Origin of the sequence: Citrobacter sp. MGH103 (assembly GCF_001034475.2) — a bacterium.
Lineage (GTDB): Bacteria > Pseudomonadota > Gammaproteobacteria > Enterobacterales > Enterobacteriaceae > Citrobacter > Citrobacter freundii.
This window is the reverse complement of sequence record NZ_CP073043.1, coordinates 3,102,447-3,124,653: the sequence shown is the minus strand read 5'-3', so window position 1 is coordinate 3,124,653 and position 22,207 is coordinate 3,102,447. Positions and strand designations below refer to the sequence as shown.

General features: G+C 51.3%; 20 protein-coding genes. 10 read left to right on the top strand and 10 right to left on the bottom strand.

Translation table 11 applies throughout. The annotated features are described in order from the left end of the window. Positions 1-68 precede the first annotated feature (68 nt). The 6 genes from rlmKL (at position 69) to rmf (ending at position 7,993) form a co-directional block, all read left to right on the top strand. Positions 69-2,177 carry a bifunctional 23S rRNA (guanine(2069)-N(7))-methyltransferase RlmK/23S rRNA (guanine(2445)-N(2))-methyltransferase RlmL gene (gene rlmKL, locus SK33_RS15155; RefSeq protein WP_048219157.1) on the top strand — a complete coding sequence of 703 codons (2,109 nt, stop codon included), beginning with the start codon at positions 69-71 and terminating at the stop codon, positions 2,175-2,177. Positions 2,178-2,189: 12 nt separating this feature from the next. Next, on the top strand, positions 2,190-4,097 hold the full coding sequence (locus tag SK33_RS15150) for an ABC transporter ATP-binding protein (protein ID WP_048219156.1): 1,908 nt from the start codon (positions 2,190-2,192) through the stop codon (positions 4,095-4,097). 14 nt (positions 4,098-4,111) lie between these two features. Then, on the top strand, positions 4,112-5,365 hold the full coding sequence (gene pqiA / locus SK33_RS15145) for a membrane integrity-associated transporter subunit PqiA (protein ID WP_003035862.1): 1,254 nt from the start codon (positions 4,112-4,114) through the stop codon (positions 5,363-5,365). Between the two features lie 4 nt (positions 5,366-5,369). After that, the gene (gene pqiB / locus SK33_RS15140) at positions 5,370-7,010 is read left to right on the top strand and encodes an intermembrane transport protein PqiB (RefSeq protein ID WP_003836843.1); all 1,641 of its coding nucleotides are present in this window, start codon (positions 5,370-5,372) and stop codon (positions 7,008-7,010) included. Further along, positions 7,007-7,570: a membrane integrity-associated transporter subunit PqiC gene (pqiC, locus tag SK33_RS15135; RefSeq protein WP_003035868.1), complete on the top strand. Its 564-nt coding sequence runs from the start codon at positions 7,007-7,009 to the stop codon at positions 7,568-7,570. Before pqiB ends, pqiC begins: the two co-directional genes overlap by 4 nt. A gap of 255 nt (positions 7,571-7,825) precedes the next feature. Further along, entirely contained in the window at positions 7,826-7,993 is a 168-nt protein-coding gene (rmf, locus tag SK33_RS15130) for a ribosome modulation factor (protein ID WP_003035871.1), read from the top strand. A 107-nt stretch (positions 7,994-8,100) separates the two neighbouring features. Here rmf and fabA read toward each other — a convergent pair whose 3' ends face one another. Beyond that, entirely contained in the window at positions 8,101-8,619 is a 519-nt protein-coding gene (fabA, locus tag SK33_RS15125) for a bifunctional 3-hydroxydecanoyl-ACP dehydratase/trans-2-decenoyl-ACP isomerase (protein WP_003035875.1), read from the bottom strand. 68 nt (positions 8,620-8,687) lie between these two features. Continuing rightward, positions 8,688-10,448 (bottom strand): AAA family ATPase, encoded by a 1,761-nt coding sequence (locus SK33_RS15120; protein WP_003035878.1) that lies wholly within the window; start codon positions 10,446-10,448, stop codon positions 8,688-8,690. A gap of 185 nt (positions 10,449-10,633) precedes the next feature. On the opposite strand from SK33_RS15120, the gene matP reads away from it, so the two are divergent. Beyond that, positions 10,634-11,086: a macrodomain Ter protein MatP gene (gene matP / locus SK33_RS15115; protein ID WP_048219155.1), complete on the top strand. Its 453-nt coding sequence runs from the start codon at positions 10,634-10,636 to the stop codon at positions 11,084-11,086. Positions 11,087-11,174: 88 nt separating this feature from the next. Here matP and ompA read toward each other — a convergent pair whose 3' ends face one another. Next, positions 11,175-12,233 (bottom strand): porin OmpA, encoded by a 1,059-nt coding sequence (ompA, locus tag SK33_RS15110; RefSeq protein ID WP_003836839.1) that lies wholly within the window; start codon positions 12,231-12,233, stop codon positions 11,175-11,177. Positions 12,234-12,590: 357 nt separating this feature from the next. Continuing rightward, a complete protein-coding gene (gene sulA, locus SK33_RS15105) occupies positions 12,591-13,100 on the bottom strand; it encodes an SOS-induced cell division inhibitor SulA (protein WP_032948945.1) in 510 nt (169 codons plus the stop codon). A 217-nt stretch (positions 13,101-13,317) separates the two neighbouring features. Between sulA and SK33_RS15100 the strand changes: the two genes are divergently transcribed. Further along, positions 13,318-13,932: a TfoX/Sxy family DNA transformation protein gene (locus SK33_RS15100; RefSeq protein ID WP_003035889.1), complete on the top strand. Its 615-nt coding sequence runs from the start codon at positions 13,318-13,320 to the stop codon at positions 13,930-13,932. Here SK33_RS15100 and yccS read toward each other — a convergent pair. Together yccS and SK33_RS15090 are read right to left on the bottom strand one after the other, a co-directional pair. Continuing rightward, on the bottom strand, positions 13,910-16,063 hold the full coding sequence (gene yccS / locus SK33_RS15095) for a YccS family putative transporter (protein ID WP_032941200.1): 2,154 nt from the start codon (positions 16,061-16,063) through the stop codon (positions 13,910-13,912). The two genes, SK33_RS15100 and yccS, sit on opposite strands and share 23 nt — an antisense overlap. Positions 16,064-16,081: 18 nt before the next feature. Next, the gene (locus SK33_RS15090) at positions 16,082-16,528 is read right to left on the bottom strand and encodes a YccF domain-containing protein (protein WP_003035892.1); all 447 of its coding nucleotides are present in this window, start codon (positions 16,526-16,528) and stop codon (positions 16,082-16,084) included. Positions 16,529-16,653: 125 nt separating this feature from the next. On the opposite strand from SK33_RS15090, the gene helD reads away from it, so the two are divergent. Continuing rightward, positions 16,654-18,708, top strand: coding sequence for a DNA helicase IV (helD, locus tag SK33_RS15085; protein WP_048219154.1), 2,055 nt, complete (start codon positions 16,654-16,656; stop codon positions 18,706-18,708). Between the two features lie 32 nt (positions 18,709-18,740). On the opposite strand, the gene mgsA is transcribed toward helD, so the two are convergent. Both mgsA and csgI read right to left on the bottom strand, forming a co-directional pair. Beyond that, complete coding sequence (gene mgsA / locus SK33_RS15080; RefSeq protein WP_003035897.1) at positions 18,741-19,199, bottom strand: methylglyoxal synthase; 459 nt, start codon at positions 19,197-19,199, stop codon at positions 18,741-18,743. Positions 19,200-19,292: 93 nt separating this feature from the next. Then, positions 19,293-19,955: a curli synthesis inhibitor gene (gene csgI, locus SK33_RS15075; RefSeq protein WP_003836835.1), complete on the bottom strand. Its 663-nt coding sequence runs from the start codon at positions 19,953-19,955 to the stop codon at positions 19,293-19,295. 172 nt (positions 19,956-20,127) lie between these two features. On the opposite strand from csgI, the gene SK33_RS15070 reads away from it, so the two are divergent. Next, complete coding sequence (locus tag SK33_RS15070) at positions 20,128-20,541, top strand: CoA-binding protein (protein ID WP_003035903.1); 414 nt, start codon at positions 20,128-20,130, stop codon at positions 20,539-20,541. A 61-nt stretch (positions 20,542-20,602) separates the two neighbouring features. Here SK33_RS15070 and hspQ read toward each other — a convergent pair whose 3' ends face one another. After that, positions 20,603-20,920, bottom strand: coding sequence for a heat shock protein HspQ (hspQ, locus tag SK33_RS15065; protein ID WP_003035905.1), 318 nt, complete (start codon positions 20,918-20,920; stop codon positions 20,603-20,605). Between the two features lie 57 nt (positions 20,921-20,977). Then, positions 20,978-22,168, bottom strand: a complete 1,191-nt coding sequence (gene rlmI / locus SK33_RS15060; RefSeq protein ID WP_048219153.1) for a 23S rRNA (cytosine(1962)-C(5))-methyltransferase RlmI — start codon at positions 22,166-22,168, stop codon at positions 20,978-20,980. Between the last annotated feature and the right edge of the window lie 39 nt (positions 22,169-22,207).

The following is a 22,207-nucleotide window of genomic DNA, read 5'->3' as shown; positions in this document are numbered from 1 at the left end:
CAACTTTATGACATACAGCCCATATTAGCTATAATGCGCAGCAATTTTCTCGGAGTAAAAGTGACATTATGAATTCTCTGTTTGCCAGTACGGCCCGCGGGCTGGAAGAGCTGTTAAAAACTGAACTGGAAAACCTCGGCGCGCTGGAGTGTCAGGTCGTTCAGGGTGGGGTCCATTTTAAGGGCGACACGCGGCTTGTTTACCAGAGCCTGATGTGGAGTCGCCTGGCCTCGCGCATTATCCTGCCGATGGGAGAGTGCAAGGTCTACAGCGATCTTGATCTGTACCTCGGCGTTCAGGCAATCGACTGGACAGAGATATTTAACCCTGGTGCTACGTTTGCCGTTCATTTTAGCGGCCTGAACGAAACCATTCGTAACAGCCAGTACGGTGCGCTAAAGGTCAAGGATGCGATTGTCGATGCATTTACCCGTAAAAATATGCCGCGTCCGAATGTGGATCGTGAATCTCCGGATTTGCGCATCAACGTCTGGTTGAACAAAGATACCGCCAGCATTGCGCTCGATCTGAGCGGTGATGGTTTGCACCAGCGTGGCTATCGCGATCGCGCGGGTCAGGCACCGATTAAAGAAACGCTGGCCGCCGCTATTGTTATGCGTTCTGGCTGGCAACCGGGAACCCCGTTACTCGATCCGATGTGTGGTTCCGGCACACTGCTGATTGAAGCGGCGATGTGGGCAACCGATCGCGCGCCGGGCCTGCACCGCGGGTACTGGGGCTTCAGCGGTTGGACGCAGCACGACGAAGCCGTCTGGCAAGAAGTTAAAGCCGAAGCGCAGGTGCGTGCGCGTAAGGGACTGGCTGACTATACCTCGCATTTTTATGGATCCGACAGCGATGCGCGAGTGATTGAAAAAGCGCGCAGTAACGCTCGCCGCGCCGGTATCGCCGATCTGATGACGTTTGACGTTAAAGATGTCGCCAAACTGAGCAATCCGTTGCCGAAAGGACCGTATGGGACAGTTATCAGTAACCCGCCTTACGGCGAACGTCTGGATAGCGAACCGGCGCTGATTGCCCTGCACAGCTTGCTGGGCCGTACGATGAAAAACCAGTTTGGCGGCTGGAATTTGTCGCTGTTCAGCGCCTCTCCGGATCTGCTCAGCAGCCTGCAATTACGTGCCGACAAGCAGTTCAAGGCGAAAAACGGCCCGCTGGATTGTGTGCAGAAAAACTATCACGTTGCAGAGATCACCGCGGACAGCAAGCCTGCCACGGTCGCGGAAGATTATGCTAACCGCCTGCGCAAGAACATCAAGAAACTGGAAAAATGGGCGCGTCAGGAAGGCATTGAATGTTATCGCCTGTATGACGCTGATCTGCCGGAATACAACGTTGCTGTGGATCGTTACGGTGAGTGGGTCGTGGTTCAGGAATATGCTCCACCGAAGACCGTTGATGCGCAAAAAGCGCGCCAACGCCTGTTTGACATTATTGCCGCAACGCTGTCAGTACTGGAAATCGCGCCCAATAAACTGGTGCTGAAAACCCGTGAACGCCAGAAAGGCAAGAATCAGTATCAGAAGATGAATGAGAAGGGTGAATTCATTGAGGTAAGCGAGTACAACGCGCGCCTGTGGGTGAACCTGACTGACTACCTTGATACGGGTTTATTCCTCGATCACCGTATTGCGCGCCGTATGCTGGGGCAGATGAGTAAAGGTAAGGACTTCCTTAACCTGTTCTCCTACACCGGCAGCGCCAGCGTACATGCAGGATTGGGCGGTGCGCGTAGCACCACGACGGTTGATATGTCGCGTACCTATCTGGAATGGGCGGAACGCAACCTGCGTCTGAACGGCCTGAGCGGTCGCGCTCACCGTTTAATTCAGGCCGATTGCCTGGGCTGGTTGCGTGATGCCAATGAACAGTTTGATCTGATTTTCATCGATCCACCGACGTTCTCTAACTCAAAACGTATGGAAGACTCGTTTGATGTGCAGCGCGATCATCTGGCGCTGATGAAAGATCTGAAACGTCTGCTGCGTAAAGACGGCACGATCATGTTCTCCAACAACAAACGTGGGTTCCGTATGGATCTCGACGGTTTGGCTGAACTGGGATTGAAAGCACAAGAAATCACCCAAAAAACGCTTTCCCAGGACTTTGCCCGTAACCGTCAGATCCACAATTGCTGGCTGATTACCGCAGCCTGAAAGGAAAATTAAATGTCATTAATCAGTATGCATGGTGCATGGCTGTCGTTCAGCGATGCGCCGCTTCTTGATAATGCTGAACTGCATATCGAAGATAACGAGCGGGTCTGTCTGGTTGGCCGTAATGGCGCGGGCAAATCGACGCTGATGAAGATCCTGAACCGTGAACAGGGTCTTGACGATGGGCGTATTATTTATGAGCAGGATCTGGTTGTGGCGCGTCTGCAGCAGGATCCGCCGCGCAACGTGCAGGGTAGCGTCTACGATTTTGTCGCCGAAGGGATTGCAGAACAGGCGGTTTACCTCAAGCGTTATCACGATATCTCGCATCTGGTGATCGCCGATCCGAGTGATAAAAACCTCCAGGAACTGGCGAAGGTTCAGGAACAGCTGGATCACCACAATCTGTGGCAGCTGGAAAACCGTATTAATGAAGTACTGGAACAGCTTGGCCTGGAAGCAGACATGGAGCTGGCATCGCTTTCCGGCGGCTGGCTACGTAAGGCGGCGCTGGGCCGCGCGTTAGTGAGCAACCCGCGCGTGCTGCTGTTAGATGAACCGACGAACCACCTGGATATTGAAACCATTGACTGGCTGGAAGGGTTCCTGAAAACCTTCGATGGGACAATTATTTTCATTTCCCATGACCGTTCATTTATCCGCAATATGGCGACGCGTATTGTCGATCTTGACCGCGGCAAGCTGGTGACCTATCCGGGGAGTTACGATCAGTATCTGCTGGATAAAGAAGAAGCGTTGCGCGTAGAAGAGTTACAAAACGCGGAATTTGACCGCAAGTTGGCGCAGGAAGAAGTCTGGATCCGTCAGGGTATCAAAGCGCGTCGTACGCGTAACGAAGGTCGCGTGCGCGCACTGAAAGCCATGCGTCGCGAGCGTGGCGAACGTCGCGAAGTAATGGGCACAGCGAAGATGCAAGTCGAAGAGGCTAGCCGTTCAGGCAAGATTGTTTTCGAAATGGAGAATGTGGATTACCAGGTTGACGGAAAGCAGCTGGTGAAAGATTTCTCCGCGCAGGTGCAGCGTAGCGACAAGATCGCGCTAATCGGACCTAACGGCTGCGGCAAAACAACGCTGCTGAAGTTGATGTTAGGTCAGCTTCAGGCTGACAGCGGACGCATTCACGTCGGTACCAAGCTGGAAGTGGCCTATTTCGATCAGCACCGCGCCGAACTGGATCCCGATAAAACCGTGATGGACAACCTGGCTGAAGGTAAGCAAGAGGTGATGGTTAACGGTAAACCTCGCCATGTGCTGGGTTACCTGCAGGACTTCCTGTTCCATCCAAAACGTGCGATGACGCCAGTACGTGCGCTCTCTGGCGGGGAACGTAATCGCCTGTTATTGGCGCGTTTGTTCCTGAAACCCAGCAATCTGTTGATTCTCGATGAACCAACGAACGATCTTGACGTCGAAACGCTGGAACTGCTCGAAGAATTGATTGATAGCTACCAGGGCACCGTGCTGCTGGTGAGCCACGACCGTCAGTTTGTCGATAATACCGTGACCGAATGCTGGATCTTCGAAGGCGGCGGTAAAATTGGTCGTTATGTCGGCGGTTATCATGATGCGCGCAGTCAGCAATCGCAGTATGTGGCGTTTAAGCAGCCAGTTGCGAAAAAAACAGAGGAGCCAGCCGCTCCTAAAGCAGAAATTGTCAAACGCGGCACCAGCAAACTAAGCTATAAACTGCAGCGCGAACTGGAGCAGCTCCCCGCGTTGCTTGAAGAACTGGAAGCTAAGCTGGAAGCCTTACAGGCTCAGGTTGCTGACGCCGCGTTTTTCAGTCAGCCTCACGAGCAAACGCAACAGGTGTTAGCTAATTTGAACGAAGCGGAACAAGAACTTGAGCAAGCCTTTGAGCGCTGGGAGTATCTTGAGTCTTTGAAGAATGGCGCATAATTAAAGGAGCACCTATGTGCGAACATCACCATGCCGCGAAGCATATTTTGTGCTCGCAGTGTGACATGCTGGTGGCGTTACCTCGCCTTGAGCATGGTCAGAAAGCGGCATGTCCACGATGTGGCACTACGTTAACCGTTGAGTGGGACGCGCCCCGGCAGCGTCCCACTGCCTATGTTTTAGCCGCACTATTTATGCTGCTGCTGTCAAACCTCTTTCCCTTTGTGAATATGAACGTCGCAGGGGTGAGTAGTGAAGTGACGTTGCTGCAAATTCCCAGCGTGCTCTTTTCTGAAGATTACGCCAGTCTCGGCACCTTCTTTATCTTATTCGTTCAGCTGGTTCCGGCTTTTTGCCTGCTGACGATCCTGCTACTGGTAAACCGGGTTCAGATGCCCGAGCGGCTTAAAGCATGGCTGGCGCGCATTTTGTTTCAGTTAAAAAGCTGGGGAATGGCAGAAATCTTCCTCGCCGGCGTGCTGGTGAGCTTTGTTAAGCTGATGGCCTACGGCGATATCGGCGTGGGCAGCAGCTTTATTCCGTGGTGCTTCTTTTGCGTTTTACAGTTGCGTGCATTTCAGTGCGTTGACCGTCGCTGGCTATGGGATGATATTGCGCCAATGCCTGTCATAAAGCAGGCCTTAAAACCTGGCGTGCCTGGTATTCGACAGGGACTGCGTTCCTGCTCTTGCTGCACTGCAATACTTCCCGCTGATGAACGGGTGTGCCCACGCTGTCAGACGAAAGGCTATGTGCGGCGTAAAAACAGTCTGCAATGGACGTTGGCATTACTGTTTACGTCAATCATGCTTTATCTTCCTGCCAATATTCTGCCGATTATGATTACCGATTTGCTCGGGTCAAAGCTGCCGTCAACCATACTTGAGGGGGTGGTTTTAATCTGGAGCGAAGGCTCGTATCCGGTGGCTGCGGTTATCTTTATCGCCAGTATTATGGTGCCGACGTTGAAAATGATCGCCATTGCCTGGCTATGCTGGGACGCCAAAGGGCACGGCAAACGCGACAGTGAACGTATGCACCTGATTTATGAAGTTGTGGAATTTGTCGGTCGCTGGTCAATGATCGACGTATTTGTGATTGCGGTACTCTCTGCGCTGGTGCGCATGGGAGGGTTAATGAACATTTATCCTGCAATGGGTGCTTTGATGTTTGCTTTAGTCGTCATTATGACAATGTTTTCTGCGATGACATTTGATCCGCGTCTGTCGTGGGATCGTGAACCAGAACCAGGCCATGAGGAGTCCTGACAGCATGGAATCTAAAAGCGGGGAAGCCAAAGTGCAAAAGGTAAAAAACTGGTCGCCCGTGTGGATATTTCCTATCGTCACTGCACTCATTGGCGCGTGGGTTCTGTTTTATCACTACAGTCATCAGGGGCCACAGGTCACGCTTATTACCACCAATGCCGAAGGTATTGAAGGGGGCAAAACGACGATTAAGAGCCGCAGTGTAGACGTCGGCATTGTTGAGAGCGCAACCCTGACGGATGATCTGACCCATGTGGAGATTAAAGCGCGTCTTAACTCCGGAATGGAAAAGCTGCTGCATAAAGATTCTGTCTTTTGGGTGGTGAAGCCGCAGGTTGGACGTGAAGGTATAAGTGGGCTCGGCACGCTATTGTCCGGGGCTTATATTGAACTGCAGCCTGGCAATAAAGGCAGTAAGCTGGAAAATTACCAACTGCTGGATTCACCGCCGCTGGCCCCGCCAGATGCAAAAGGGATCCGTGTGATTCTGGACAGCAAAAAAGCCGGTCAGTTGAGTCCGGGCGATCCGGTGCTTTTTCGCGGCTATCGTGTAGGTTCGGTTGAAACCAGCACATTTGATGCGCAAAAGCGTACGATCAGCTATCAGCTTTTCATTAATGCGCCTAACGATCGTCTGGTGACCAGTAATGTGCGTTTCTGGAAAGACAGCGGGATCGCCGTAGATCTTACCTCAGCAGGTATGCGCGTAGAAATGGGTTCGCTCTCCACGCTGTTTGGCGGTGGTGTAAGTTTTGATGTGCCAGAAGGTTTAGAGCAGGGCGAGCCGGTCGCACAACAGTCAGCGTTTAATCTTTATGACGATCAAAAAAGTATTCAGGATTCACTGTATACCGATCATATCGATTATCTGATGTTCTTTAAAGATTCGATTCGTGGCCTGCAGCCTGGTGCGCCGCTGGAATTCCGTGGCATCCGCTTGGGTACGGTGAGTAAAGTACCTTTCTTCTCACCGAATATGCGCCAGGTGTTCAACAATGATTACCGCATTCCGGTGCTGGTACGCATCGAACCAGAACGTCTGAAGGCGCAGCTGGGCGAAGATACTGATGTTGGTGCTCATCTGGCGGAATTGCTTAAACGCGGATTACGGGCATCGCTCAAAACCGGGAACCTGGTGACCGGCGCGCTGTATGTCGATCTCGACTTCTACCCGAAAGAGCCGCCGATTACTGGTGTGCGTGAATTTAATGGTTATCAAATTATTCCGACCGTGAGCGGTGGTCTGGCGCAGATCCAACAGCGTCTGATGGAAGCGTTGGATAAGATTAATAATCTGCCGCTGAACCCGATGATTGAGCAGGCAACCAATACGCTGTCGGAAAGCCAGCGCACGATGAAGCATCTGCAAACCACGCTGGATAACATGAACAAGATCACGTCCAGCCAGTCGATGCAGGATCTTCCGGCGGATATGCAGAACACGCTGCGTGAACTAAATCGTAGCATGCAGGGCTTCCAGCCTGGTTCCGCGGCCTACAACAAGATGGTGGCAGATATGCAGCGTCTTGATCAGGTGCTACGTGAACTGCAACCGGTACTGAAAACGCTGAACGATAAGAGTAATGCGCTGGTATTTGAAGCGAAGGACAAAAAAGATCCAGAGCCGAAGAGGGCGAAACAATGAAAAAGTGGCTAGTGGTGATGATGGCGGTCTGGCTGACGTCATGCAGCTCCAGCGGAGAGAATAAAAGCTATTACCAGCTCCCTATCGCACAAGGCGGTGTGCAGAGCTCCGCCAATCAGGGAAACCGTCTGCTGTGGGTTGAACAGATTGCGGTACCTGATTATCTGGCCGGTAATGGGGTGGTTTACCAGACCAGCGATGTGCAATATGTTATAGCCAATAATAATCTCTGGGCCAGCCCATTAGATCAGCAATTGCGCAATACGCTGGTTGCTAACCTCAGCATGCAGTTGCCTGGCTGGGTTGTTGCTTCGCAGCCGCTGGGAAGCACTCAGGACACGCTGAACGTCACCGTAACCGGCTTCCACGGTCGTTACGATGGTAAGGTTATCGTGAGTGGAGAATGGTTGCTGAATCATCAGGGACAACTGATCAAACGTCCATTCCACATCGAAGCTGTACAGACTAAAGACGGCTACGATGAGATGGTGAAGGTTCTTGCCAACGCCTGGAGTCAGGAAGCGACGGCTATTGCTCAAGAGCTGAAACGCATCCCATAAGCTTAAATAATTGTAAATTATGCCGCCCCTGGCTCACTGCCCGGGGCGGTTTTTTTATTTTTTTAGCCGTGGAGATAGCTGTTCTGAATGACTATTTTTGTACAAATGATTTAGAGGCTAGCTCACAAATATGACACTGGCGTGAATTTTGCGCATTGACGAGCCTAATGTTTAGGGGTATTCGTTTAGTGTGATTGCACACTTAGTAATCACTGTTTTCTTTTCCACCAGACCAAAAAATGAGGGAAACGAGGCATGAAGAGACAAAAACGAGATCGCCTGGAACGGGCACATCAACGTGGATATCAGGCCGGCATTGCCGGACGCTCAAAAGAAATGTGTCCCTATCAGACGCTGAATCAGAGGTCATACTGGCTGGGAGGCTGGCGAGAAGCCATGGGGGATAGGGTTTTAATGGCCTGATTCTGTCTCTTTAGATAAAAGAAACCTCCGCAGAGCGGAGGTTTCGCCTTTTTGCACACCAGATAAAACGGAGAAACGTTAATGTCTGGCTGCTACGCAGTCCTGGATTAAAACGCGGAAGTGTCCTGGAACAGACCCACTTTCAGATCGTTTGCGGTGTAGATCAGACGACCATCAACCAGCACTTCACCATCAGCCAGGCCCATGATCAGGCGACGGTTAACGATACGTTTGAAGTGAATGCGGTAAGTGACTTTCTTCGCAGTCGGCAGAACCTGGCCGGTGAATTTAACTTCACCTACGCCCAGCGCACGGCCTTTACCTTCGCCGCCCAGCCAGCCGAGATAGAATCCAACCAGCTGCCACATGGCGTCGAGACCCAGGCAGCCCGGCATCACCGGATCGCCGATAAAGTGACAACCGAAGAACCACAGGTCTGGGTTGATATCCAGTTCAGCTTCAACATAACCTTTGTCAAAGTTGCCACCGGTTTCGGTCATCTTGATGACACGGTCCATCATCAGCATGCTTGGTGCTGGCAGTTGTGGCCCTTTTGCGCCAAACAGTTCACCGCGACCAGAGGCAAGAAGGTCTTCTTTCGTATAGGATTCGCGTTTATCTACCATGTTCTCTGTAAGCCTTATTTTATTGAAGCACGCAGGATAGCTAACACGTGTACGCTGAACAAGTCCGATCAGTTCGGAATAATCCAGTTCAGCCAACGTAGCGGCCATGGAAAACGGTGACGACCTTCCTGTTGCGTAGCCGTGGCAATACGCTCCTGAATGGTTTGCATCAGCGTTGTCTGGCCTTCGCCATCCCACACCAGATTTAACAACAGTGGCAGCGCATCAGTTACGTCGTCCACCGCCCAGATAGTGAATTTTTCTTCTTCTATGGCCTGTAGCAGCGCGGGATGCAGGCTGAGGTGTCTGACGTTAGCCGAAGGAATGATAACGCCCTGCGTGCCCGTCAGCTCACGCTGCTGGCAGATGGCGAAGAAACCTTCAATTTTCTCATTCAGACCACCGACAGGTTGCGCCCGACCAAACTGATCGACAGAACCGGTAATGGCGATACTTTGATTAACAGGCACGTCGGCGAGGGCGCTGATCAATGCGCACAGTTCTGCCATAGACGCGCTGTCACCGTCCACTTCGCTGTAAGATTGCTCAAAGGTCAGCGAGGCAGAGAAGGGGATTTGCTGCTCAAGCTGGAGTTCCGACATCAGGAAAGCCTGCATAATCATCATACCCTTGGCATGAATATTTCCGCCGAGCTCGGCTTTGCGCTCAATGTCCGTAAACTCGCCGTCACCAATATGCACGACGCAACTGATACGAGAAGGCTCGCCAAATGCGCGTGGGTGGCCGGGAAACTCAATCACCGACAAGGCGTTGATCTGGCCAATACGCTCGCCTTCTGTCTCGATAAGGATCTGCTCTTGCAGAATTTCATCCTGCATGCGTTCAGCCAGGAATCCCTCACGCCATTCGCGCTGAGCCAGCATCAGGCTGAACTGCTCAGCGTTGCAGGTTTCGCTCTCGCATAACGGGGCCACCTCTTTGAACTGTCTGGTGATCCACAGCGGGTTAAGAGGCAATGTATCCTGTTCACCGGTATAGCGAACGGCTTCACGGATCAAAACCTGCCAGGCATCAGGAGCGGGGTAAGGCAAATTATTGCGCATGGCAGTATGCGTGACCCACTGACACCACTGCGTCATGGTTTCGGCATCCACTATCTGCAGATTATCTTCAAACTCGCTGTAAATGGCCTGCTCAGCCAACTCTGGTTCCATATCCTGGAAATCCGCCAGCGATTCACGCTCACCCACCAAAATCACTTTCAGTTTAAGCGGCATAGGCGGAACAGAGACAGGCAGTGGGCGAGACTCATCAAAAGCCACCCAATCAAAACGCTCGTGGCTGACAATGGCTTTCAGACGCATCCACAACAGAGGTTGGGCCAACAGCGTGCGCAATGAGATAACCAGCACCCCCCCATTGGCCTGATGTACCAGACCTGGCTGCAGCGTAATTTCGCCATTGAACTGACGTAGACAGCCAAACAGTTGTTCGGCTTCGGCCCAGTCAGCGCTGACCACCTGCGTCAATGTCGCAAAATTGTCTTCCGCTTTTTCAGCTGTACGATAACGAATAGTGTGACCGGAGATGTCGTAATGACCGCCAGTCAGGCTTCCTGCATCCGTGTGTAAGGGACGTGCAGCCTTTGCAATAAGGTTGAGATACTCAAGCTCCTCCGGTGCTTTCACCAACATGAACGAGGATGTAGTCCAGTGCTGAAGAAGCTGCTCTAGCGCGAATTGTAAACGTGGCTGAGTATCACTAAGTAAGGTGTCGGTGTCGTCAGTGACGTGCGGCTGTGCAAATACTTCCTGATAACTGTCGGTATCAGGAACCAGATCACGCCATGCAAGTTTCGTAATGGTCAAAGTTGATGTTTTTTAGTCTGTTGTAAAAAACGAGATTATACCGTAACCCTCACCACTAAACACCTGGAAAGCGCCGCGAAACGGTTGTGATGACGCGCGGCAGTTCACAGGCTGGATATTCTTTTCTTCAGATGCCGAAAAAGCTGATATTCTGATAAGAGTTACACGGTAACATTGAGATCGCAATGAAATATCAACAACTTGAAAATCTTGAAAGCGGATGGAAATGGAAGTACCTGGTGAAGAAGCATCGCGAGGGGGAGTTGATTACCCGCTATGTGGAAGCCAGCGCTGCCAAAGAAGCCGTTGATTTGTTGCTAACCCTCGAAAATGAACCGGTTCGGGTCAACGCCTGGATTGAAGAATACATGAACCCTGCACTGCTCAATCGTATGAAGCAAACGATCCGGGCGAGGCGTAAGCGGCACTTTAATGCAGAACATCAACATACGCGTAAGAAATCGATCGATCTGGAGTTTATGGTCTGGCAGCGTCTGGCTGGTCTTGCGCAGCGGCGTGGAAAAACGTTTTCTGAAACTATAGTGCAGCTGATTGAAGACGCAGAGCATAAAGAGAAGTACGCGAACAAAATGTCGACATTGAAACAGGATTTACAGGCGTTGCTGGGAAAAGACTAGCGGTTGGCTGGTGTAACAAGAGGCTTGTTTTGAGTGGAAACAGATGAAAAAAACCCCGCATAGCGGGGTTTTTTTATAAGACGATAACTTAAGCCTGAGGCTGAGTTACAACGTCTTTGATGCCTTTAACTTCGATCTCAACACGACGATCCGGAGCCAGGCAGTCGATCAGTGCAGCGCGAGCTTTCACGTTGTCACAGGTGTTGCCAGTAACTGGGTTGGATTCACCCATGCCACGTGCAGAGATTTTGTCAGAAGGAATACCTTTAGAGATCAGGTAATCAACAACGGACTGAGCACGTTTCTCGGACAGACCCTGGTTGTAAGCGTCAGAACCGATGCGGTCAGTGAAGCCCAGAACCACTACGGAACCGTCTTTCGGATCCAGGTTGCTCAGCTGGCTGTACATCTGGTCCAGAGCCTGCTGGCCTTCTGGTTTCAGAGTTGCTTTGTTGAAGTTGAACAGAACGTCAGACTTCAGAGTGAAGTGCTTGGTCTGTACTTCTGGAGCCGGAGCCGGAGCAACAACTACTGGAGCTGCTTCTTCCTGCTGGCCGAAACGGTAAGAAACACCAACGCTCAACAGGCCGTTATCCGGACGACCACCAACGGTGTTCGCGTCACCGATGTTGTTGGTCCACTGGTATTCCAGACGGGTAGCGATTTCAGGAGTAATTGCATACTCTACGCCACCAGCGAATACTGGGGATACACCAGTGTCGTGGTCTTTGAAGCCTTCGTTGTTTTTAGCGTCTGCACGCCAAACCATACCACCCAGACGGGTATAAACGTCCAGATCGTCAGTGATTGGGTAACCCAGTTTAGCGGTCAGCTGAACGCCCTGAGCTTTGAAAGCGCCGTTTTGATGAGTCTGGTCGGTGTAGCCTTTGTACGGCATACGGCCTAACCAGTCGTAACCCATTTCAAAACCAACGTACGGGTTAACCTGATAACCACCGAACGCACCGGCACCCAGTTGGCTTTCGTGGGTCGGACCGGCGTTGTTGATCTGGTTGTTGCCAATATCATGGTACTGAGACCAGCCCATTTTAGCACCAGCGTACCAGGTGTTATCTTTCGGAGCGGCCTGCGCCACGGTAGCGAAACCAGCCAGTGCCACTGCAATTGCGATAGCTGTCTTTTTCATTTTTTGCGCCTCGTTATCATCCAAAATTCGCCATGAATATCTCCGAAGAGAGATAACACGGTTAAATCCTTCACCCGGGGACCAGTTCAATAGTTGCTCTACCGATATCTGCGGCTTACGCCGAGCACCCCTGGCGATGTAAAGTCTACAACGTAGTTGAAAACTTACAAGTGTGAAGTCCGTCAGGCATATGAAAAAAAAAGGCTTGTATACATAATATTTAACATTTATTGATGACTAAATGCACTGAGGATTTCCTGAAAACCGCTTGAGACAGGCGTTCGGACGAAAAACGCGTTAAAGCTCAAAGGCAAATTGAAGCATGAAAAAAAATTCCAGGATAAATCCTAATTTTACTCAATGATACAAATTCGAGTGAATTTTTAGCCCGGAATGCTGTCTCCCCGCAAGTGACTGTGCGCAAACAGGACGCATGATAAAACCCATCGCATTTCCTTCATTAGCCGCTTTTACCAGCTCGGCATGTTCATCTTCCGTTAATTCTTCTGCCAGCCAGCCGATAACGACACTGTAATTACCTGTGCGCAGCGCACGGATCATCGATTCCAGCGTATTGCAGGGGGAGAGTTGGCTAATCTGCATTACTTTTGTCAATGGAAGTCCGGCTGACTGCACCCACTCCCGGCTTAATTTTTGCTGAGGCGTCAGCCACAGCTGCCAGCGTGATTGCTGCCCTAACTGTTGCAGCAGAGGAAGCAGCAGTAGTTGCGTCATCATGGGCTGGTCCTCGCGATAGACTACTTCACTGATAAGCCCAGCGGTTGCGTTCTCTGATGAAACGCGCGCAATGTTGCTTGATGCGGAAGAGAACGACGAAGAACGATTTGCATAGCCTGAAGTGTACATAATCAATCCAGCCCTGTGGGTTACTGTATGGATATACAGTAACCCTGCTATCAACAAAGATCAACCTTATTTTCGGAAACAGGTTCGCAATTTTTAGTCATCGTCACGGGAAAAATAAAATTCATCTTGCCCCATACGCATAAGTTGCCTATTTTCGTCATTAACGGATCCGCTATTGAAAATCATTTGCTTACGTTATGATTTAAAAAGGATTTTTATGAAAGAGCTTTCTTATGCACGGATCTATAAATCGCAGGAATATCTGGCTTCTCTGGGGACAATTCACTATCGCTCACTGTTTGGTGGCTACAGTCTGACGGTTGGCGATACTGTCTTTGCCATGGTCGCCAATGGTGAGTTGTATCTTCGCGCCTGTGAGCAGAGCGCCCAGTATTGTGTACAAAATTCTCCTGTCTGGCTGACATTTATTAAGCGAGGACGTCCTCTTGTACTTAATTATTACCAGGTGAATGATGCCCTGTGGCAAAACCAGCAGCAACTGGTGTCGTTATCGCGATATTCGTTGGATGCAGCGGTTAAGGAAAAACAGAGTCGCTTTACCCAGCATCGTCTGCGGGAATTGCCGAATATGACGTTTCATCTGGAGACTCTGCTGAATGAAGTTGGAATTAAAGATGAGGGGACAATGCGGTCGTTGGGAGCACAAATGTGCTGGCTGAAACTTCGGCAAAATAACCCGGCTCTGACGGTAAAAGTACTCTATGCCCTTGAAGGCGCGGTAGGGGGGATACACGAAGCCGCGCTCCCGGCGACGCGTCGCCAGGAGCTGGTGGAGTGGGTAAGTTCTCTTACGCCGGAACCGGGGTATTAGAAGGTAGTACGGCAATTTGCTGCTGTAATCGCCGGATTTCCGGGAGCAGAGCGATCAATAACCCAACTTGCTGAACGACCAGAGGCTCTTTACTGTCCGGGCGTGGTTCCAGGTGCTGAATTCGCTGCTTCAGCCCTTCTAACGCCTGGTATACGCGTTGCTCGTCAGCGGGTTGATGGTGAAGGGCATCATCAACATAGCAAACAGCGTCATCCAGCAATGCCAGAACGTCTGGATTGGTCAACTGTTCGCGATGTGCGCCAAGCGCAGAAATATAGCTGGTAAACGTATGGTTGAGACACAGTAAACGGAACGCCGTTTCGCGGGTTTGGGCCGTCACATCCGGCTCGCTCGACATGTTTGACACCACGGAGGCGAGTTCAGCATCACGGTTATGCGCGTCACGGCGAGCGATACGGTAGGCCAGGCGATTATCACGACCCTGATGATATTGTTCGAGAATTGCATCAAGGTAGCGGCAGTTAGCGTCAGTCGCCCGCTCAATTACCCGTGGTAGATTACGAAAACGCCAGTCTGGCCAGATGAAACTGACAGCCGCCCAGGCGATAGCACAGCCAATTAGCGTATCGATGACACGCGGCAGCGCAACCTCAAAGCCTTCGCCGAGCAGGTTAAAGCACAGTAATACCAGCAGCGTGATAAACATGGTGGCATGCGCATACTGGACGTTGCGAAAGGCAAAAAACAGTACACCAGTGATCACTAAAAGTATTAGCTGCCCTTCTAAAGAGGGCACAAACCACAGGATCGGTAAACCGATGGCAATCCCAACCAACGTGCCGATAATCCTGAGCGCCAGGCGATGTCGGGTGGCATTGTAGTTTGGTTGACAGACAAACAGGCTGGTCAGCAAGATCCAGTATCCGTGATTCATGCCGGTTACCTGGATAATGGCATAACCAACACAGAGCACTAACGACATGCGGACGGCATGGCGAAACAGTGCGGACTCTGGGGTGAAATTACGGCTCAGGCGTAACCAGATATCACTGAATCCATGGGGACTGTCATCAGCAAGCTGATTTTCAGACTCATTGCGCGAGAGTACCTGAGCCTGTTCAGACTCAATGGTGGCCAGTTGCGCATCGATAGCCCGCAGGTTCGATAGTAAGAATCCCAGCGTATTGAGCAGATCTGCAGGCTCACCACTGGCACGCATGCGCTCAAGTGCGGCATCTATATGGGTGAAGACGCGTTCAAAGTGCGGATCGTGCTGGTAAGGCGTACGTAATAAAATACAACGAGACAATTGTGAACAGGCTTGTCCTTGCATCGACATCAACCGCTGGAAGCGGAACATCACATCGCTGTGACGGAAATGATCGCGTAGCGTTTGATACTGAATATGTGAGGAGCTTGCGCGTTCATGAATATCCTGCGCCACAAAATAGTAATGTAGCGTGCGACGTGTTCCCCGTTGTCCACGGTCACCGCGCAGGCGAGTCAGCAGCGACACTTTGGTCTGGTTTAGCGTTGCCATCAGTTGCCCATTAGCGAGGGCTAAATCATACAACGGCGCCTGGCTTTCATCTTCTATGTCGGGATCAAAAAGACGCGACTTCAGTTCCAGGTAGTGCGCTAATTGTTCGTAGCTGCGTGCAAGATTATCCTGTAAGGGGCGGATGGGAAACAGAAGATGTCCGGTGAGCGTCAGCAGGTTATACCAGATAGCGCCCGCGAGCAGCAGGATTGGTTGTTGATACCACTGATCGTAAAGCGAGGTGCCCAGCATCGTGTAAATGGCGATCAGCAACGCGCCAAAAGCGATGGTTGCATAGCGCTGGCCTAATCCCCCCAGCAGAATAAAACCGCTGGTGGAAAGCGTTAACCCAATAGCAAACAGCCAGGGCCATGGGAAGAGCAGTTCAACGGAGGCTGAGGCAATAAAAAAGCACACCAGCGTGATGATTAAATTGCGCAGTCGGCCCGCGAGACGATCGTCGAGATCGGTAAGTGCGGCAGCGACCATACCTAGCGTGAGGGGGATGGTCAGCTTGACGTCACCCAGCCACCAGGGCAGCGCCGTTGTACCGCATAGCGCGATAAAAATCCGCACGTAGTACAACCAGGTGCTGTTCCAGGTATAGCGTTTGAGCAGAGGACTTAACATAAAGGCCATTGGTCCTGATTATTCAAAGCGACGACGTGCATTGGCTTCACGCGCTGCACGGGCAACTTCTACTGAAACTACCCGGCGACCCACCGGCCAGAGCGCAATAGCAGCGATTTTAAAGTTCGCAATGCCAACCGGAATACCAATAATCGTTATGCACTGAGCAATACCAGAGACAATGTGCATCAGACACAACCACCAGCCGAAGAAAATCAGCCAGAAAATATTGAGCACGGTGCCGCCGGTATTCAACAGGACGCTTTTACCGGCCGGATTCAGTTCATCGACATGTATCGCTTCGTTGCCATAGGGAAACAGCGAAAGTCGGGTTATCTCCCAGCATGAACGGGTCAAGGGTAAAGTAAAAATAAGCACGATACTGACCAGCGTTGCCAGTAACCAGGCCAGGGTGGTGGCGAACCCCCCAAGCACAAAATTTAAAATATTCAGAACAGTACGCATAAACCCTCGGTTAACTCTGGTTTTCTGTGAATTCGGCAATTGTAACGTTTTTTTGGGCTGGAGCACGTTTTCTCTGGCGGTTACACTGATAAGCAAACCTCTTCGTGTGGATCCGCTTGAGTCTTATGGAACTGAAAGCTACTTCTCTTGGAAAACGTCTGGCACAACACCCTTACGATCGGGCCGTTATTCTCAATGCCGGGATTAAAGTTTCCGGCGATCGCCACGAGTATCTTATTCCCTTCAATCAGTTACTGGCTATTCATTGCAAACGTGGTCTGGTGTGGGGCGAGCTGGAGTTTGTACTCCCGGATGAGAAGGTGGTTCGTCTTCACGGTACAGAGTGGGCGGAAACCCAGCGCTTTCATCATCATTTGAATGCACTCTGGCAGCAGTGGAGCCAGGAAATGAGTGACGTTGCTGCGGGGGTTTTACAGCAGCAGTTGGATGCGATAGCGGCGCGTACTAGTGAAAGTAAATGGCTGACGCGCGAACAAACGTCAGGGTTGCAGCAGCAGATTCGCCGTGCCTTTGCTGCTTTACCGCTCCCGGTTAATCGGCTGGAAGAATTTGAAAATTGCCGGGAGGCGTTACGTCAATGCCAGGCGTGGTTGAAGGACATTGAAGCCTGCCGCTTACAGCACAATCAGGCGTACACCGAGGCAATGCTGGAAGAGTATGCTGAGTTTTTCCAGCATATTGAATCTTCGCCGTTGAATCCGGCTCAGGCGCGTGCGGTAGTGAACGGTGAGCAATCCTTATTGGTTCTTGCGGGGGCCGGAAGCGGCAAAACATCCGTATTGGTCGCCCGTGCGGGCTGGCTGCTTGCTCGAGGAGAGGCGGCGGCTGAACAGATCCTGTTGCTGGCGTTTGGACGCAAAGCAGCCCAGGAGATGGATGACCGCATTCGTGAGCGTCTGCATACGGACGAGGTCACTGCGCGGACGTTCCATTCACTGGCGTTGTACATTATTTCGCAAGGTAGCAAAAAAGTTCCAACAGTGAGCAAGCTGGAAAATGATGCCGCCGCTCGCAGTAAACTCTTTATAACGACCTGGCGTCAGCAGTGCAGTGAGAAAAAGGCTCAGGCTAAAGGCTGGCGACAATGGTTAGAAGAAGAAATGCAGTGGTCTGTACCCGAAGGTAACTTCTGGGATGACGAAAAATTACAGCGCCGTCTGGCCTCCCGGTTGGATCGCTGGGTTAGTTTGATGCGGATGCATGGTGGAGCACAGGCGGAGATGATTGCTAATGCTCCGGAGGAGATCCGCGATCTGTTCAGTAAACGCATAAAGCTAATGGCGCCGCTGCTCAAGGCCTGGAAGAGTGCCCTGAAGGATGAGAATGCCGTCGATTTCTCCGGGTTGATCCATCAGGCTATTGTCATTCTGGAGAAGGGGCGGTTTATCAGTCCGTGGAAACATATTCTGGTCGATGAATTTCAGGATATTTCCCCTCAGCGCGCCGCCCTGTTAGCCGCCTTGCGAAAGCAAAACTCGCAGACCACGCTGTTTGCCGTGGGAGATGACTGGCAGGCCATTTACCGGTTCAGCGGAGCACAGCTTTCTCTGACGACCGCATTCCAGCAAAATTTTGGTGAGGGCGATAGCTGTAATCTGGATACGACTTACCGTTTTAATAGCCGGATTGGCGAAGTCGCAAACCAGTTTATCCAGCAAAACCCACATCAGCTCACGAAACCGCTGAACAGTCTGACGACCGGTGATAAAAAAGCAGTCACGTTGCTCGATGAAAGTCAGTTAGATCTGTTGCTGGATAAGCTGTCGGGTTTTGTGAAAGCTGAAGAGAGAATTCTGGTGCTGGCGCGGTACCATCATCTGAAGCCAGCCAGCCTGGACAAAGCGACCACCCGCTGGCCCAAGCTGCAGTTGGATTTTATGACTATTCATGCCAGCAAAGGGCAGCAGGCGGATTACGTCATTGTTATGGGGCTTCATGACGGGAATGACGGTTTTCCGGCTCCGGCTCGCGAGTCGATTATGGAAGAGGCGTTACTCCCGGCTGTTGAAGATTTTCCTGATGCTGAAGAGCGGCGGTTGCTGTATGTGGCGCTAACGCGTGCACGACATCGGGTATGGCTACTGTTTAGCAAAGACGCGCCATCATGTTTTGTTGATGAGCTTAAGCAATTAGACGTTCCGGTGACCCGGAAACCCTGAAAAGCAGGCGGCAGTTGCCGCCTGCTTAGCATTTATTTGAGGCGTTCTGCAAGATAACGGGCGTAATCCGGGATCAAGATATCCGTTGCGTCGTTGAAGTTTGGCGACTGGATAATAAAATCAGCCGTTGACACGTTGGTGGCGACCGGAATGTTCCAGACTGTGGCCAGGCGTAGCAGGGCTTTGACATCAGGATCGTGGGGAACGGCGTTGAGCGGATCCCAGAAGAAAATCAGCACATCAATTTTCCCTTCTGAAATTAGCGCACCCACCTGCTGGTCACCCCCCATCGGGCCGCTCAGCATGGCGTTGACGTCCATTCCTGTCGCGCGTTGAATTAAATTTCCTGTTGTTCCTGTAGCATACAGAACGTGTTTTTCCAGTAATGGCTGGTGGCGTTCAACCCAGCTCATCAACATCTTTTTGCAGTGATCGTGTGCGACCAACGCAATATGTTTCTGCGCTGGTAATGTGCGAGTCGTTAATTCCATAGTACAGCTCCCAAGTTAACCTTGTTACAGAGTACTGGAAGCACTTGACGCTGCAAGAGAAAGACAAAAAAAATGCGTATACGAACATAAATGTCACGATGGGGGCTGTTTCTCAGCCCATTGTAAGAAGTTACTTCGCGTTTGTGCGTCAGCCTGTTGAAACCAATATTTTAAGCGTTGCTCAGTCAGCGTTTGCGACTGAGGCGGCACGCGGTCCAGTTCAGATACCCCGGAAAGCAGCGAACTGTCATCGGCCATCATCGTGGCAAATTGCGGTAAAGACGCATGCTTAGCCGCTTTGTTATAGCGCTCTGTTTCCATTTCATAATCTACGATTTTTGCGGTGGATGTGATTGACAGAATATCCAGCTTAACCGGTATAGGCATGGAATCCCCATCCAGCAGTTCTACGCGTGGGGCATCATCAAAATGCGTTGCATCTCGCTCGTTGCTCAGACGTGGCAGGTGAAAATTAACCTGACTGACGAGTTGGGTATCAAAGCTGATGACCAGCGGGGGCGAAATATACAGACGTTCTTCGTGGCTGGACAGGCGAATGGTTTTTTCTACGCGAAACACGAGCTGGTGTCGACCATTTTCCAGCTCAATACTTTCGGCACCACGCAGTAATGAGCTGGAGACTTTTTTTCCGTCCAGCACCAGAAGGTCAATATCATTAGACAGACGTAGAGAGGTAGCAAAAACGGTTACCGGCAAACACAGGGCAATTAAGGCTGTCACAATGCCGGCTTTCATAGGTTTCTCCTGTCCAGAAAAAATCTGTATAAGATGTATCTAAATTTTTCGATAATCATGTTTACTAACATATAGACATATTTTTGAGTTTAGCTCTCATGCGCCAGTATGGGATGAATGGTCGCAAAGTCCGGTTTGTCGTACACTTTGCTAAACAGCCTGGAGGAAAACGATGAAAGAGACCGATATTGCTGGCATTTTGACAACGACCCGCACGATTGCACTGGTGGGAGCAAGCGATAAACCCGATCGCCCAAGCTATCGGGTTATGAAATATTTACTCGATCAGGGCTATCACGTTATTCCTGTTTCACCGAAAGTTGCCGGAAAAACATTGCTGGGGCAGCAGGGCTATGCGACGCTGGCAGATGTACCAGAGAAAGTGGATATGGTAGATGTCTTCCGTAATTCCGAAGCGGCGTGGGGTGTTGCTCAGGAGGCAATTGCCATCGGCGCGAAGACCCTATGGATGCAGCTCGGCGTGATTAACGAGCAAGCAGCCGTACTGGCTCGTGATGCAGGGTTGACGGTGGTGATGGATCGTTGCCCGGCGATTGAGATCCCGCGGCTGGGACTGGCTAAGTAAGGTTGATCTGTAGCCGAACAAAACGCACAGACCCGATTAGCTAATCGGGTCTGTGTTTGCATCAATTGCGCAGGCGCGGGGCCTGAAGCTGTTTTCGAATTGTTCGCGCCAGTTCATCCATCGACGGTTGCTCCGGATGTTCTTCCTGTAGCTCGCTACTCAGTTGTGCTTCGGCCAGATACGTATGTACTGGCAGACCATTATCGTCTTCCATCACCACGTGATACCAGGGAGCGGCGCGAAGTTCGTCGTTAACCGCCAACTCATCGGCTGACGGTTGATCAAGCGAATATTCCGGGTCGATATCCACGACCACTCCGAGGTAACCTAACAGGGAATGGCGGACCTGCTGGCCGATACCGAATTTGCTGGCAATCATAGTCACCTCCCGGGAAATAGATACCCTCTATGTAAGGGTAATATTCCACTTTTCAAGTTACATGATGCGACAGGCAAACCCTTTGAGATACAGCCCTTCCGGGTAGGTAGCGATCACCGGGTGATCGGCGGCCTGACGGAACTGCTCTATAAATTGTACATCACGACCAGCATCTATTGCGGCATCAGCGATGATTTTCTGAAATAAATCGGTGGTCATCAGCCCAGAGCAGGAGAAAGTCAGCAGTACGCCGCCCGGATTGAGCAACTGAATAGCCAGCATATTGATGTCCTTATAGCCGCGGCAGGCGCCCATCAACTGGCTTTTGTTTTCGACAAATTTCGGCGGATCCATCACGATGACGTCGAATTTCTCACCACGATCGCGATAAGCTCGCAGAAGTTTGAACACATCATCACGCACGAACTCAGCTTTGCTCAGATCCAGCTTGTTCAGTTCCACGTTCTGGCGGGCAATATCGAGCGCTTCCTGAGAGGTGTCAACGCTGACGACCTGACGGCAGCCACCCATTAATGCTGAAACCGCAAATCCACCGGTATAAGAGAAACAGTTCAGCACACGCTGATTTTCCACATAACGACGCGTGGCCAGGCGGCTATCGCGTTGATCGAGGTAGTAGCCGGTTTTGTGACCATGCTGAATATCAACCAGCAGCTTCATGCCGTGCTCTTCAATTGGCAGCAGTGCTGGCGGAAGCTCGCCCGTTACTGGCCCTTGAGTCAGCTCCATACCTTCTTTTTTACGCACCGCAACATCGCTACGGTCATAAATGGCGCAGTTCGGGAAAACAATTTGCAGAGCGCTAATCAGCGCGGCGCGTTGGTATTCAGCCCCCGCACTGAGCAACTGCAACACCAGGAAGTTGCCGAAGCGGTCAATGGTGACACCCGGCAGACCATCGGATTCGCCGGCGATCAGACGGTAGCTGTCCAGACCGTCTTTTTTCGCCAGCCAGTCACGCCATGTCTGCGCCTGCTGCAGACGACGGGTGAAGAAATCAATATCGATGGACTCAGACTTGTCAAATGTCCAGACGCGTGCGCGGATCTGCGACGCGGGTGAGTACGCGCCGCGTGCTAACCATTTACCCTGATGATCAACAATATCGATGGTTTCACCGAGGTTGGCTTTACCTTCCATACGTGCGACAGCACCGGAAAATACCCACGGATGGCGGCGCAGTAATGATTTTTCGCGCCCTTTGGCTAACACTAAACGTACACTCATAATTTACTATTCTGTCAATTCAAAGAAATGGGCGCCATT